Raw genomic sequence first — 14,904 nt, forward strand, 5'->3', positions numbered from 1 at the left:
GCTTATAGTCAATCTTTAATGGCTGCTTCTAAAGATACCTCAATCATCTCGTTAAATGTTGTTTGGCGCTCTTCGGAGGTAGTTTCCTCACCTGTTAACAGATGATCGGAAATCGTTAAAACAGAAAGTGCTTTACGACCAAACTTAGCAGCGAGCGTATATAATGCAGCCGATTCCATTTCTATAGCAAGGATTTGGTACTTGGCCCACTTTTCTAATTCGCTATTATCATTGTAAAATTGATCTGCCGTAAACACGTTACCAACCTTTAATTGCAAGCCTTTCATCAATCCCGCATCATATGCATTTTTAAGCAAATCAAAATCCGCTGTAGGAGCATAATCCACGCCACCGAATGTCATCCGGTTCATTTGTGAATCTGTTGATGCACTCATTGCCAGGATTACATCCCTGACCTTCACATCTTTTTGAATGGCCCCTGCAGTACCGACACGGATAAGTTTTTGTACATTGTAACTACTCATCAGTTCATTAACATAGATTGAAATAGAAGGGACTCCCATTCCTGTACCTTGAACGGAAATACGTTTCCCTTTATATGTACCTGTATAGCCAAACATGTTTCTAACTTCATTGTATAGTTTAGCATCCTCTAAAAATGTTTCTGCAATATATTTTGCACGTAACGGATCCCCAGGAAGCAAAACCGTTTCAGCTATTTCATTTTCTTTAGCACCAATATGTACGCTCATTATTAAAATTCCCTCCTTGACTAGTGGTTGAAATGACATTCCCAATTACTATAACATACCAACCCCTTGTAAGGAAAACAGAACTTCTTTGTTTAAACGTAGAAAGAAAGAAAAGAGGATGTTTCATCTCTTGATTTATGGTAAGACCGCAACAAAACGGCGGAAATCCGCCGTCTTTTTTTGTTGTTTTAAGGAGTAATGGCCAGGAAAACGCCCATTGATAGATGATACATCACTCATCGACTTCTTCATCAATAATACATTTTTCAAGAAGGTATTCGAATGTGATGTCAGCAAGATCTTCAACTTCAGATTCTTTTGGAAGATAGCCCCGCTTCAACAATTCTTGGAAAAAGAATTCAGCTATCTCCTCTGTATCAATAAAAACCTCAATTTCTCGCAAATCATCGCCCCCTTAATTAAAGGTGTATGAATGTACCGTCATAAATATTCCAGTAGTCCATTTTCTACCATAACCTTTTTGAACCTACTTTATTAATTGAATTCTTCATTAGCCTTAACACTGCATTGGCAAGTACTACATGTATAAATTTTCATTGAGACAGCCCTTTTATTTCGTATGTTCTTTTTTATGACCTGGATACATTTCTTCGGCGGCTTTCTCAATTTTATCAAGCGCTATTTTCATGATATGTTGATATTCATCATCGCCAAATTGATTAAAAAGCTTACAATAGTCATTATATAAGTCTAACAGTCCATCAATCATTTCCTTTTTTTCATTTTTTGTCATAGTCATATCTCGCTCACCTTTACCAGGGTTGTTTTTTTTAGCAATGATAGTAAGCTCGTTATTCTTTTTAGGTAGTATCAGCCCTAATTTTTGAATGATTGCATCTGCTCGTTTGGCGTCGGCTATTAACGTCAACTCTTCTTCGTGCGCTTCCAGCCATTCCCCGTCGGAGATACGTGATAATTCATATATCACATCTTCCCAGGCATTCTCTTTATAGCGCCAAATCTCTGTTCGATAGCCTATTATCTTAAAATAATCATACTCATACCCATCGACCTGGACTAAATCACCGATAATATATTTATATTCAATATCAATTTGTTCCTGTTGATACAGGATTTCTCCTTCGTACTCAGTAATTGACTCTAGAGTTTTTTCAATATATAGGCCTTCACTGTAATTTACTTCATACACATAAGAACCCTCGAGATATTTTATATCGGTTATATTCCCGACTGTCCCATACATTATAATTACGACTGTATCGCCTAATTTGAATTTCGGCTGGTTTTTCTTGCCCATAAGAGACATCCCCCAATATGGTCCTTATCGTTTGATTAGTAAATTATATGCATGAACAAACAAGGTGGTTAATAGAAAAGAGGGGGCATTTTACTCATTTAGATGGGTAATGCAAACAAACCGCCTCTTTAAATGAGACGGTTTGTTGTCGGAATCGTCAAGATCACTTCTGTACCTTGTCCATATATACTATCAATTTGAAACTTGCCTTTCAGTTCGTCCATGATTTGGATGCATGTAGCCACTCCCAAACCATTTCCTTTTGTCTTTGTCGTATAAAAGGGCATTCCAATATTCTTTAAATCTTCAGGTTTAATTCCTTTCCCATTGTCTCGAATTTTCAACTGAACATAATGAGAAGCGACCTCGACTGTTATGTCTATCTTTCCTTTTGACTCGATGGATTCGCAGGAATTATTCAGGACATTAAGAATAACTTGGCGTAACCTGTTTTTATCAGAATATGTATATACAGGCTCTGTCAATGAATGAACAATCGTTACATTAGAATTTAGATTAGAAGTGGTATAGACGACCACAAGATCATCAATGAAATCTTTTAAGTCCAAATTCTCCAATTCAAGTTGGTGAGGTTTAGCTAAATCCAGTAATTGAGTAACAAAAATATTTACCCGGTCCACTTCCCCAAGCATAACTTCACTATACTTCTCGATTAGCTCTTTTTCATAATCCTGACTCTTCAACAGTTGGAGAAAACCTCTGATTGTCGTCAATGGATTCCTAATTTCATGTGCCACTCCTGCAGCCAGCTGTCCGACATATTTTAATTTCTCGGTACGAACAATTTCCCGTTCCCTATCCTTTATCGTATCCATCATCCTTTGAAAAGCGTGGTTCAACTTCTCCATTTCTTCAAAGCTTTTTTTATTTGAAACAACGAACTCTTTTCCCTGAACGAAATCTTCAGTGGCTTCCACAAGATCATGTACAGGTTTCACCAGAGAACTTGTAAGTAAATAAACACCTAAAATGATGGATGCAAGCACAATTGTGTATATGGATAGATAGCGAGACAAGAGATCGTTTAACGGCTGATATACCTGCTTTTTATCAGCGCCCACCACCACAAACCATTTATTTTCCGTTTGGGCAATTGTATGTACATACTGTATGGAGTATATTTTTTCGCCATTTTCCGCACTAAATAAGTCCTCTGATTTAGCGGATTCCAATAACTGTTCTTTTGTAAGACCCATATCCTCTAATGTTGAGCTCTCTTGTACACCGTGTGGATCGTTTTTGGAAATCATGACTCCATCCTGATTAATCATGTAGAAGTTCACAGGGTATTTTTCACTAATGTCATTGGCCTTTTTCTCCATCATTTCCCAAAGACCTGACAACCGAAAGGCTGGAGACACAATACCGATCATTTCTCCCTTACGATCGTTCACCGGTGCACTTAAAGCTATAATCGGTTCAGAAAATGCTTTCGTTTTATAAACGTCTGAAAGAAATCCTTGACCCTTTAGGCTTTCTTTGAACCATATTCTATCAGCTAAATTGGCCCCAATCATTTTATTGGAAGTATCAGCCACGACCCTTCCTTCCAAATCCACATACACGGCACCATAATATTGTTCTTTTGCATCTGTGAATCTCTTCAATTCATCAGTCTTCTCTTCTGTAGAAGATTCAGGATTGATCAATATCGAATTTCCACTCAATAAATTAACATCACTAATTCGTTCATTCATATAACTATACATTTCATTTACGATATTAAGAGAACCTGAATTCAGTACATTCTTTGCTTCTTTAGCAAGCAAGGAACGTTGTGATTCATAAGAAATCATTCCCAATATCAAAACAGGTAAGCTTGAAATAATTAAAGAATAAAACAAAATTCGGGCTTGAAGGCTTTTAAACATCCTTCGGCTCCCCCTATCCCTGATTCTCTATAGCAGTCCTTCTTCTATTTGGACATATTGATCCCATAATTGATCAAATATAGTCATGCTATCTAAATAATCACCATTCAACTCCAAGTAACTGCTCACTTCATGATAGTCATCCGATTGCTTAGGAAAACTGTGATCCTCATAGGCGTAATTGGCAAATTTTATAATATCGTCAATTTCCTTGGGCTGCCGATATTTCATTAAAAATAAGTAAAATGGTCTCATGTTGAGCCCCCTTATCAAAATACTATGATTTAAATCCTAATATATCGGAAACTAACGCTTTCGTCTACCTATCCCTTTAGACTATATAATCCACTTCGATACTTTATCATGAATTTTGTTTTTTAAATAGTTCAAATCTTAGGGCGTAGATAAAAGTTTTCTCATTTATTTTAGATTCCTTTTATGTCTCATACCGGAAACCTAATTGGTTCTCCAAGCTAAAGGCTTGTATTAAAGAACATTAAATTTGGGTCCGCATAAAAAAGTTCCCTTTTATATTCCCTTTTTCCTACACTTTATGCCTAAATATTGTACAATTTCTCGTCTGTTACAATTTTAGACAACCCACCTTTCTTCGAGTGGCTATTTCTTTAGAAACCACAACGATCCTTATTATCAGTCTATTTTGCCGGTTTTATCTTTGATGGATGCAAAAAAAAACACCTATCCAATCCTTTGATCAGAAAGATGTTTTGTCATATATTATCGTTTTAATTTTTTATAGGTTTACTCATCCTATGAAAAATCAAAATAATTTCGTTTCAGCATTCGCTTCATTTTTAATAATTCTTCATACGTGGTCTGCTTTTCTAGCTGTTTCGTATCGATTAAAAACAACTGGTCTTCAATTTCCTTCACAATCTGGTCATCTTGAAAAAGAGCATGACAATTTTCACAATAGGATGATGGTGTTTCGGTAATCTCAACTGCTCTCGTACCATCCGGTAATTCCCAATAAACCGTTCCTGTTATCGAAGATAGTTTTCCTGTTTCACACCATGGACACATTTTCACTTACTCACCCTCTTCCTTTTCCTTTTCCTGTTGGGGCGTTAGGTTTTTTATTTGCTGTGCCTGAAATTTCTTTTCTTTTAGCTGATCACGTTTTTCGCGCTGGTTTTTTAGGGAGGCATGTTCTGGGTTGGTAACATATTTTTCACGGCGGTTCATCCGCTTAAGACCTTCTGGTACTAAATTGAATTGTTTGTCGTTCATCAGCCCGGATATCCCCGAATCTGACTGCTTTGCTTCCACATCGGGATAAACCCCATTGAAGTAATCGTCTGCAAGTCCTGGTGTATATCGCTCCGGTTCAGGATAGGTTGTGATTACGCCTTCAAAATTCCGTAAAACGGTCTTGGTTGGGGATTGAGAGAGGATGTAATTTGGTTGTAAAGTGATTTTCCCTCCCCCACCAGGTGCATCAACAACGAATGTTGGTACTGCATAACCGGATGTGTGACCGCGTAAGCCTTCAATGATTTCGATGCCTTTTGATATAGGGGCGCGGAAATGACCTATTCCTTCCGACAAATCGCATTGATAAATATAATAAGGGCGAACACGAATCTTGACAAGATCATGCATTAGCTTCTTCATGATCGGTACACTATCGTTAATGCCAGCTAGTATCACTGCTTGATTGCCAACCGGCACACCGGCATCGACCAACATCTCACACGCTTTCTTGGATTCTTCCGTAATCTCTATTGACGTATTGAAGTGCGTATTTAACCAAACCGGGTGATATTTCTTTAAAATCGCACACAGGTTATCAGTGATTCGCTGGGGAAAAACAACAGGAGCCCGCGTTCCAATCCTGATTATTTCCACATGGGGGATTTCCCTTAAGTTTTTCAAGATGTATTCTAGGATGGTATCGTTAATCAATAACCCATCTCCACCAGAAATAAGTACATCCCGGACCACTGGGGTATCTCTTATATAATTGATTGCTGCATCTAATTGTTTTTTGGGGACGCCCATACCAATTTGGCCTGAAAAACGTCTCCTCGTACAATACCGGCAATACATGGAGCACTGGTTCGTCACCAAAAATAGGACACGGTCTGGGTAGCGGTGAGTCAATCCCGGTACTGGTGAATCTTCATCTTCATGTAGGGGGTCTTCCATGTCATATTTGGTTTTATGCATTTCTTCCGAGATTGGAACAGACTGCATCCTTATGGGACACCTTGGGTCTTCTTTATTCATGAGTGAAGCATAATAGGGGGTGATATTTAATGGAATCGTTTTTGTGGAGATCCTTACCCCTTCCTCTTCATCAGGGGTAAGATCGATTACTTTCTTCAAATCATCCACATTTCGTATGGTATTTGTCAACTGCCATAACCAGTTGTTCCATTGTTCATCTGTAACATCTTTCCATAGCTCTATATCTTTCCAATTACGGTCTGGTTTGTATAAGTCAAATAACATAATGATACCTCCTAAGTCTTGATAGTAGTATTTAATGCAAGTAGGGTGCCAAAATTGCCCACAAACTAAAATATGAACGGTAAAAAATCCGGTAGCCCGGATTTTTTACCGTTCATATATGTTTTTTGATTTTATATTGGAGAGTCTGCCTTGGGATGTTCAAAAGTTTCGATGCTTGAAAGACATTCCCATCGGTTTGCAAAAGCGCCTCGGATATCAATTTTGTTTCCATCTTCTTCATGGCCTCGCGCAAAGGTAAGATCTTCCTATCAGAATCCGTGCTATGTTTTAGAAACGGAGGCAAATCGTCTATTGTCAAAACTTCCTTTTCGGTATGAATCATCATGTACTCAACGGTATGCTTGAGCTCCCTTACGTTACCTGGCCATTGATAGGTATGTAAGACTGCTTTCGTCTCGTCATCGACACCACTAATCGATTGATTTAATTTCTGATTAAAGTATGAAATAAAATGATTTGTCAGCAATAAAATATCAGCTGGACGATTTCTTAGTGGGGGTAGCTCATAGCTTAAAACATGTAAGCGATAAAATAGATCGTCACGAAGTTTCTTTTCTGCAACAGCCGTCTTCGGGTTAACATTCATCGCAGTCATGATTCTCACATCCACTTGAATGCTCTTGGCTCCCCCTATCCTCCTAACAAAACCATCCTCCAGCACCCGTAGCAGCTTAGCCTGTAAATCGATTGGCATCGATTGCAATTCATCAAGAAATAAAGTCCCTCCATTCGCCAGTTCAAATAACCCTTGACGCTCAACCGCTCCCGTATAACTACCTTTCGAGGTGCCGAATAATAGCGAGTCCAATAGATTTTCAGGAAGTGCCGCACAATTTTGAGCAATAAACGGCTCATTTCGCCTATTAGAGTTTTGATGAATACTTTGAATGAAAAGTTCCTTTCCGACTCCACTTTCACCATATACTAAAACAGAAGATGATGACCGAGCGGCCTTTTTCCCTAGTGTAATCAACTCCTTAAACGCAGTGTCCTGGGTTAGAATATCAGCGAAGGTATATAAGGTCCCATTTGTCATTGCTTTTTTTTCTTTGCCTGTACTCGTTTTAAGGGAGCCTTCCAAATCTGCTAATCTTTCAGATAGTTGTTTCAAGCTCGAATAATCTTTCGCAATTTCTATTGCGCCCATAATAAAACCATCTACATAAATAGGGAGAGTTGTATTGAATGTTTCTATAATTCTGCCATGTGCATTCACATACGACTGCTTGTGGTGGTAGATGGGCTTTTCTAATTGGATCACACGCAACAAGGTTGAAGATTTATGGGTTAAGGAAGGAAACGCTTCAAGCAATGGTTTTCCCAGCACTTCCCCTACCTTCATTCCATCATGGTTAGCTGCCACTTCATTATAAAAGATAGTTTGACCTTTTGGATCAATGACATGAATTCCCTCATCTATGCATGCTAGAATTGCTTCTAAGACCTCATTTGTATTCAAACGTTCACTTATCAATGTCTCCCCCCTCTCTTAGTTCCTTATTTCATGTATATGAAACAATGCCGAAAACTTGTCAAAAATCCGCCTAAAAACGGGCATTCAGGTATCATTCTTCACCCATACGTTCATATCTTCCATTTTGTCAAAAATAAAACAATTATTAGCTAACCGCCCTCGATAACGATAACCATGTTGATGCAGAGCTGCATTCATTCCAAATGAGAGGGAGCGTGCGATTGAATAGATGCAATAAACCCCATGCGAGATAAGGTATCTTTCAAGCTTCTCAATCAAGTGCTTCATTAAACCATACTGCCGGTATTCAGGCAGTGTCGCACAATCCGTAATTTCTGCATTATGGTATAAATCATTTATTTCAGCAGATGCCGCACTCACGATTACTCCTTCATGTTCGAAGATATAAAAGACCGTTCCACTTTCCATGCACTTCTTTACATATAAAGGATCATTCATCGGTGTTGGGTATACTTCGAACACTGTGCGGTACAATCTGGCAAGCATCACAGCATCCGTTTCCAGTGCCTTCCTTCCATGATAGGTGGGTGGGGGAGCATCTAGCCCCACTTTTAAAGGAAGTCTCTGCACACTAGCGAGAATTTGGTCCTCTTTTACCCAATAGGAACTGTTTCTCCGCTCAACGTTGGTGTATTTAACGAGGAAATAACAATCACTTCCTAAGAAGAACTTATCGATGCTTCCCTCATATAAAAAACCTCGTCCCAATAACTCAGGTACATTTTCTTTTCGTGCCTTGAAGATGATTTTCTCCGCCGATATTTTTTCTGCCACTTTTAAGGATTCATCTATGCACTCTTGTAAGTTTCCTAGATAATCATCAACCCGTACCCGCTTATTAAAACGATCCAAGGTAATATGTAATGTAGAACGTGATAATTGTAACCTTTCTTCAACGATGTCCATCCAACTCTCTCCTTTCGTCGCTTTCAAATCATTGTAATAAAGGGCCTAACCCTATTTACGGATCAGACCCGGAGCCGGGAATCTTTTACCTTTGTCCCTCAACTCCACACCATTCTAATATAGTCAAAGCAATGATCTCGGCTGTTTCGATTATTCTATCCACTTCGATATATTCATTGGCGTCATGTGCCAATTTCGTTTCTCCTGGTCCGAACACCACTACGGGAATCGACCCGACCGTGGATAGGTACCCTCCATCTGTTCCCCATGGGGAAGCTTCAATATCCGGCTGTTCACCCATCACTTTTTCATATTGCGTTGAAAGGGCTTGCATTAATGGATGATTTATTTCAAGGCATCCCGGCAGCCACCTAGCCCCGAACCACTCCAATTCTATCGGTTTTTCCTTGAACCACTTGTCTGTATGGTTCAGAGCGTCAATCCGGTTTTTCAAAGAGAGCTGTGCCGCTTCCATCGTTTCCATTGGGGAAACGCCAAATCTGCCCTCTATAATGGCAGTATCCGGCACAGAGGAAGGCCAATTCCCACTTTGGATGCTCCCAATATTTATCGGGATGGGAATCGGAATGTTACGATAAAGTGGATGATCCATCTTCTCGTTACGCTCCTGTTCAAGTTTCTTCATTTCCTCCATCACACTATAAGCTTTATCTATTGCACTTAGTCCCTCATAGCGAGTACCTCCATGTGCTGATTTCCCTTTAATTTTCAATCGAAACCACATCGATCCTTGTTGTAACGGGAATAATTTCATATTCGTCGGTTCTGGAATAATTGCTCCATCCGCTTGATATCCCCTCAATACTGCGGCGAGCGAACCCGCGCCCCCACTTTCCTCTTCAATTACACTTTGAAATATCACATCACCCTTTAATCGTATGCCCGTTTCAACGATAGATTCGAGCGCCAATAACAAAGAAACATTCCCGCCTTTCATATCCGTCGTTCCCCGCCCATACACTTTCCCGTTCTCTACCTTTCCGCTAAATGGATCATCGTGCCACGCTGATATATCACCTTCAGGAACCACATCTATATGGCCATTCAAAATAAGCGATTTACCACCACCACTTCCCTTCCTCACTGCGACAAGGTTTGGATTCCCTTTAAAATCTTTACGATCGCAATAAAAATGGGGATGATTTCGTAATTCACCATCCCCAATCTCCCATAGATCGATATCAAGACCTATCTGTCGGCACTTTTCGACTACAATGGCTTGTGCACTCCCTTCCTGCCCTCGTTTGCTTGGTTCCTGCACTAATTTTTGTAGTAATTTTATTCCATCATTTCTATGCTCCTTCAACCACATACTGATTTTCTCTTCATACATACCATATCCTCCTCGCTCATTCGTTTAAAATACAAAGGTCACTGGACACTTGAACATAAGCTTCTGTTCTATTTTTGACTTCTTCTATAGTCGTTGAAGAGAATAAATCAGTTAAGAGGAGACCTTCTGGAGTAACAGAAAACACGCCAAGCTCCGTGATGACCATATGTACACATCGTTTGGCCGTTAATGGCAAAGTACATTCCTTCACTAATTTAGATATGCCATTTCTGTCACCATACTCCATTAAGACAATGACCTTTTTCGCCTTTGCAGCAAGTTCCATTGCCCCGCCCATTCCGGGCACCCTCTTTCCAGGCACAATCCAATTAGCCAGATCACCATATTCACTCACTTGCAGAGCACCCAGAATCGTAACATCCACCCGGCCACGACGAATCATGCCGAAGGCAATCGTACTATCGCAAAATGATGCCCCTTCTCTGATTGTTATCGGAAGGCCACCTGCATTACAAAGATGTGCATCTTCCAGGCCCATTGCAGGCGTACTGCCCATTCCAACTATTCCATTTTCAGCATGAAACATCACGCGATGATCAGCCCTTAGATGATTCGGCACTAATGATGGAATCCCAATCCCTAAGTTGACCAACATGCCATCACTGATTTCAACAGCTGCTCTTTTGGCTAATCGATTCCTGGCTTCGGCTCCCAAACCCATTTCCAATCGACTCCTTTTGATGGAATGATATAATCTACAAAAGCACCAGGAACAATGATTCTCTCTGGATCCAGGGAACCTAGCGGGACGATTTCTATAACTTCGACCATCGTGATTTGTCCTGCAGTCGCTACAAGAGGATTCGTATTTCGAGCACTTTTATCAAATACCAAGTTGCCATAAGGATCTGCCGTTTCTGCGTAAACTATGGCGATATCGGCAGTCAAGGCAGGTTCAATAAGGTACTTTTTACCGGCAATTATTACCGTTTGTTTATCTTTAGAGACGGTACCGTTATCCAGGCCGATATCGGTTAAAATCCCCCCAAGGCCCATTCCCCCGGCACGGATGCGTTCGACGAGCGTCCCTTGCGGGGAAAACTCCACTTCCAGCTCCCCATTATTCATGAAAAGACCAGCATTGGGATTGGAACCTATATGTGAAGCAATGATTTTCTTTGCGCGTTTATTCGTCACAAGCTTCCCGATTCCGATATCCGGAAACCCCGTATCATTTCCGATTAAAGTTAAGTTTTGTACACCCGTCTCCAAAATTAAGTTGATGAGTCCCGGGGGGGTGCCTATGCCCCCGAACCCGCCAAAAAGAATGGATTGCCCATCTTTAAAGAAATGGGCAACATCTTCAAAATTACAAATTTTATTGAATGAGTTTTCATACATACCAGCTCACATCCTTATTAAGACGACGGAGATCCTGGCAGGATCTGTTCTTTGAATTGAAGGAGCGTAGAGTCCATTCTTCTTAGCAGTTCAGTGCATTCATCCTTCGTGATGGTTAACGGCGGAGATATGATGATGGCAGCACCATCTATGCCATCAAGTCCCGCTGCCGCAGGGTATAATATAATTCCATTTTCCATGCCAGCCTTTATGATTTCATTTGTCACATCCATCGTTTTTGGAAAGGGGGTCTTCGTTTTCTTATCCTGGACAAATTCCATTCCAATTAATAGGCCCATACCGCGCAAATCTCCAATAAAAGAGTACTTCTTAGCAAGCTCTGTTAATCCGATGATTAGTTCCTTCCCGCTCTTGGCAGAGCGTTCAACCAGATTGTTTACCTCTATATATCTCAAAACGGCAAGCGCTATGGCACACGACAACGGATTGGCACTAAGCGTATGCCCTCCCATGATTGAACGGGATCCATTCAAAATGGGTTCCAATACTTTTTTTGTCACAACAGTGGCAGCGATAGGAGTATACCCCCCGCTTATTCCTTTTCCAAATGTAATGATATCCGGCTCTACCCCCCAATGTTCCAAAGCGAGCATCTTTCCTGTACGGCCGAATCCAGTCATGACCTCATCAGCAATGAATAGGATGTCATGTTCTTCACAGATTGCCTTAATTTTTTGATAATAACCATCAGGCGGAACGATGGCTGCACCTGCAGCCCCGATTACCGGCTCTGCTATAAATGCCGCTATATTATCGGCGCCTATGCGCCTGATTGATGCTTCTAAGTCCAAAGCACAAGCCATTCCACATGTACGATGATCTAAATTATACGGACAGCGGTAACAATAGGGAGGAGCAACAGAAGGGTATGATTCAAGTAAGGCGGTAAACCGCTCTCTACGTAACGGATGACCAGACATTGAAAGAGCGCCAATCGTGATGCCATGGTAGCTCATCCATCTGGAAATGATTTTTTGTTTCTTGGGTTGCCCTTTTTCCTGCCAATGTTGGATGGCTATCTTCAACGCGGTTTCAGTCGCTTCTGAACCACTATTTACGAAGAAACTATAAATGAGTTCCCCTTTTGTAAAATCGGTTATTTTTTGGGCAAGTTCCTCTGCGGCTTCACTCGTAAACTGAGATCGATACACAAAGGATACTTGATTTGCCTGGCGGGCCATGGCGTCTGCAACTTCCTGCACCCCATGGCCAATGTTTGAAGTTACAGCACCAGAAGATGCATCGAGATAGTCCTTCCCTTCTTTGTCGTACAAAAAGACTCCCTTCCCATGACTAATAGTCGGATAGGCGCCGCCGAGGAACGGCTTTATCAATGAAGACTGCTCCATAACCCCACTCTCCTTCTTGAGAAACCAACTATGTCCTATTGTAAAGTCTATGTCCCCAGTTAAGAAATCTTGCTAAGGAATTGATTCTCCTCTTTTAAACTAGGTTTATATGGAAATCGTAACAACCACTCCATCAAACTCCAAAGTCAATTCCTTAATCACCTGAAAATTACGGATGTAAATTTGCCAATACTTAAAGCCCCGTTCATCCGCAACCACCCCAGGCGCCTCCAACTCAACCATCACCCCACACCCTTCCCTAATAAAATTCCAAACTTACCGAAGTAGGCTTGGAAAGTTCAACTAACCCCAGAACGAGTCCAGGGTTAAGTTGAATAGTTATTAAACACATTTATATATGCGTTATTAAAACAAAACCTACTCAGATAGCACTTCCAGCACGGGTAGCTGCTCCAACGGAATGGTCCCCACAGTCACGTCTTCAATTTTCTTCGTTTGTTTTTTCCTTTTCCGTACAACCAGTGAGCAACAATGGTGAAACCCCCAGCACACAGGTTGAAAGTTACGCTCTAATAATGAAGCATATCTGGTAAGGAAACATATAGCACCTCTACCATTAACTTGAATGATCGATATTTGGCAGCACTTATCCAGAATTATGACGTAGCGACAGACACCTCAGTGGATCCTTATAATAAGTCAGAAATAGAAAGCCTGAATCTTTCATTTATCTTTAGCGTCTATTCATGGGTAGGCGTGTTTTTAAATCGAGGCTATGGTGATATTGTTGGTTTTCTCGCTAAACTAATTAACCGAGCAAGAGAACTCAGTAATTCACAAAAAAGAAATTACTTGAAATTACTGGTTTTAACTTTATCTCCGTTGGTTCTTATGGTAAATTTTTGTAAAGGAGGAATATTATAATGAATTTTAAAAAATTAACTCTATTGGTAGTTCCAATACTGTTCATTGCCACAACCATTTGTTCTCAAGAAATATATGCCAATAGTTCAGGTCAAAATGTTCCAAACGACAATAAGAATCAAATGGCAAGCTTAAATATGGGTGCATCTAATACTGATTCAAACAAAATATTCACTGAAAAAGAAAAAAGAGAACTTCAAAATGAAATAACCGACAGTTCAGATGAATATGGAATTGTAAATGCAGGATTAACCACTGATCCCACTCATACACTATATTTCAGTTCAAACGGTTATAATAATCATTATTATACTCAAATTTTCGAAGGTCATATTAACCTACATAACGATCATAAAAAAATTGAGAAGCAAGGAAAATGGAGTTTAGTACCAGACTCTCGATTTTCAAGTGAACCACAACAGAAAAAATATATTATAGCTGCTTCGGAAACAACATACAAAAATAAACCATTCACAATTATTATCCAAACTTATGATATTCAAACAGACTCTTATGCATCCCCTTATACTAAAACTGAGATTTTAAATTTTGCAAATTCCTTACAAGTAGAGGCATTAATTAAAAGTTATGAGTAAGGTTAAATAGGTATAAAAAGCAAATAGTTTGTAAACGAAAAACCAACAATGAAAAAGAAAAATCCATTTCTGTAGGAATATCCAACAAAAAGGGTAAGAAAAAAGTGTATCCACTAGAGATACACTTTTTTCTTATAATGAGCTATTTTTCTTTTCTTGACGAATCGATTCCAAAAAGCTTTCATCCTTTAAAACAGCCAACACATTTTTATAGAAAACCGTTTTATCAATAACTGAAGTATGTACGTACTCATACTCTTTTAAAGATGGATGACGTAATACATCTTTCATGCAAGAAAGACAAACTTTTTTTGTACCTAGCTTATAGTAATTCAAGTTGCTTGCATCCCCATTGGAAGTATCTTCGTTGCAAACGAAACATGTGTGGCTTACCCGACCTTTTTTATTATATTCGGATAAAGCCCCTTCTAAACGAATGGATGCCGGAATTGTTAATAACACATAATCACCTTTTCTATTTTAAATCTCTTAGTATTATATCAGAAAAATAAAGAATTTGAACTATTAGCCTCATATTCCCTAATAATGCTTGTAA

General features: G+C 39.7%; 17 protein-coding genes. 2 read left to right on the forward strand and 15 right to left on the reverse strand.

Annotated features, from left to right (window positions below; translation table 11 throughout):
- Positions 1-8: 8 nt before the first annotated feature.
- The 14 genes from deoD to ACQKL5_RS14940 form a co-directional block, all read right to left on the reverse strand.
- Positions 9-713, reverse strand: coding sequence for a purine-nucleoside phosphorylase (gene deoD, locus ACQKL5_RS14875; RefSeq protein WP_427609663.1), 705 nt, complete (start codon positions 711-713; stop codon positions 9-11).
- 232 nt (positions 714-945) lie between these two features.
- Positions 946-1,116 (reverse strand): YozD family protein, encoded by a 171-nt coding sequence (locus tag ACQKL5_RS14880; RefSeq protein WP_402964827.1) that lies wholly within the window; start codon positions 1,114-1,116, stop codon positions 946-948.
- A 168-nt stretch (positions 1,117-1,284) separates the two neighbouring features.
- On the reverse strand, positions 1,285-1,992 hold the full coding sequence (locus ACQKL5_RS14885) for a hypothetical protein (RefSeq protein WP_427609664.1): 708 nt from the start codon (positions 1,990-1,992) through the stop codon (positions 1,285-1,287).
- Positions 1,993-2,120: 128 nt separating this feature from the next.
- The gene (locus ACQKL5_RS14890) at positions 2,121-3,884 is read right to left on the reverse strand and encodes an ATP-binding protein (protein ID WP_427609665.1); all 1,764 of its coding nucleotides are present in this window, start codon (positions 3,882-3,884) and stop codon (positions 2,121-2,123) included.
- A 27-nt stretch (positions 3,885-3,911) separates the two neighbouring features.
- Positions 3,912-4,139: a YozE family protein gene (locus ACQKL5_RS14895; protein WP_427609666.1), complete on the reverse strand. Its 228-nt coding sequence runs from the start codon at positions 4,137-4,139 to the stop codon at positions 3,912-3,914.
- 516 nt (positions 4,140-4,655) lie between these two features.
- Positions 4,656-4,928, reverse strand: a complete 273-nt coding sequence (locus tag ACQKL5_RS14900) for a YokU family protein (protein WP_427609724.1) — start codon at positions 4,926-4,928, stop codon at positions 4,656-4,658.
- A 6-nt stretch (positions 4,929-4,934) separates the two neighbouring features.
- The gene (gene ablA / locus ACQKL5_RS14905; protein WP_427609667.1) at positions 4,935-6,359 is read right to left on the reverse strand and encodes a lysine 2,3-aminomutase; all 1,425 of its coding nucleotides are present in this window, start codon (positions 6,357-6,359) and stop codon (positions 4,935-4,937) included.
- A 112-nt stretch (positions 6,360-6,471) separates the two neighbouring features.
- A complete protein-coding gene (locus ACQKL5_RS14910; protein ID WP_427609668.1) occupies positions 6,472-7,839 on the reverse strand; it encodes a sigma-54 interaction domain-containing protein in 1,368 nt (455 codons plus the stop codon).
- Between the two features lie 99 nt (positions 7,840-7,938).
- On the reverse strand, positions 7,939-8,781 hold the full coding sequence (gene ablB, locus ACQKL5_RS14915) for a putative beta-lysine N-acetyltransferase (protein ID WP_427609669.1): 843 nt from the start codon (positions 8,779-8,781) through the stop codon (positions 7,939-7,941).
- 85 nt (positions 8,782-8,866) lie between these two features.
- Positions 8,867-10,135 (reverse strand): peptidase, encoded by a 1,269-nt coding sequence (locus ACQKL5_RS14920; RefSeq protein ID WP_427609670.1) that lies wholly within the window; start codon positions 10,133-10,135, stop codon positions 8,867-8,869.
- Between the two features lie 16 nt (positions 10,136-10,151).
- Positions 10,152-10,817, reverse strand: coding sequence for a 3-oxoacid CoA-transferase subunit B (locus ACQKL5_RS14925; RefSeq protein WP_427609671.1), 666 nt, complete (start codon positions 10,815-10,817; stop codon positions 10,152-10,154).
- On the reverse strand, positions 10,784-11,497 hold the full coding sequence (locus tag ACQKL5_RS14930) for a CoA transferase subunit A (protein ID WP_427609672.1): 714 nt from the start codon (positions 11,495-11,497) through the stop codon (positions 10,784-10,786). Before ACQKL5_RS14930 ends, ACQKL5_RS14925 begins: the two co-directional genes overlap by 34 nt.
- Before the next feature lie 17 nt (positions 11,498-11,514).
- On the reverse strand, positions 11,515-12,867 hold the full coding sequence (locus tag ACQKL5_RS14935) for an aspartate aminotransferase family protein (RefSeq protein ID WP_427609673.1): 1,353 nt from the start codon (positions 12,865-12,867) through the stop codon (positions 11,515-11,517).
- A gap of 105 nt (positions 12,868-12,972) precedes the next feature.
- Entirely contained in the window at positions 12,973-13,110 is a 138-nt protein-coding gene (locus ACQKL5_RS14940) for a hypothetical protein (RefSeq protein WP_427609674.1), read from the reverse strand.
- A 339-nt stretch (positions 13,111-13,449) separates the two neighbouring features.
- Here ACQKL5_RS14940 and ACQKL5_RS14945 point away from each other — a divergent pair, with 339 nt between their 5' ends.
- Together ACQKL5_RS14945 and ACQKL5_RS14950 are read left to right on the forward strand one after the other, a co-directional pair.
- Positions 13,450-13,752 (forward strand): hypothetical protein, encoded by a 303-nt coding sequence (locus ACQKL5_RS14945; RefSeq protein ID WP_427609675.1) that lies wholly within the window; start codon positions 13,450-13,452, stop codon positions 13,750-13,752.
- On the forward strand, positions 13,752-14,348 hold the full coding sequence (locus tag ACQKL5_RS14950; RefSeq protein WP_427609676.1) for a hypothetical protein: 597 nt from the start codon (positions 13,752-13,754) through the stop codon (positions 14,346-14,348). Before ACQKL5_RS14945 ends, ACQKL5_RS14950 begins: the two co-directional genes overlap by 1 nt.
- Before the next feature lie 132 nt (positions 14,349-14,480).
- On the opposite strand, the gene ACQKL5_RS14955 is transcribed toward ACQKL5_RS14950, so the two are convergent.
- Positions 14,481-14,810 (reverse strand): hypothetical protein, encoded by a 330-nt coding sequence (locus tag ACQKL5_RS14955; RefSeq protein WP_427609677.1) that lies wholly within the window; start codon positions 14,808-14,810, stop codon positions 14,481-14,483.
- Between the last annotated feature and the right edge of the window lie 94 nt (positions 14,811-14,904).

Origin of the sequence: Peribacillus sp. NPDC097675 (genome assembly GCF_050277655.1) — a bacterium.
Lineage (GTDB): Bacteria > Bacillota > Bacilli > Bacillales > DSM-1321 > Peribacillus.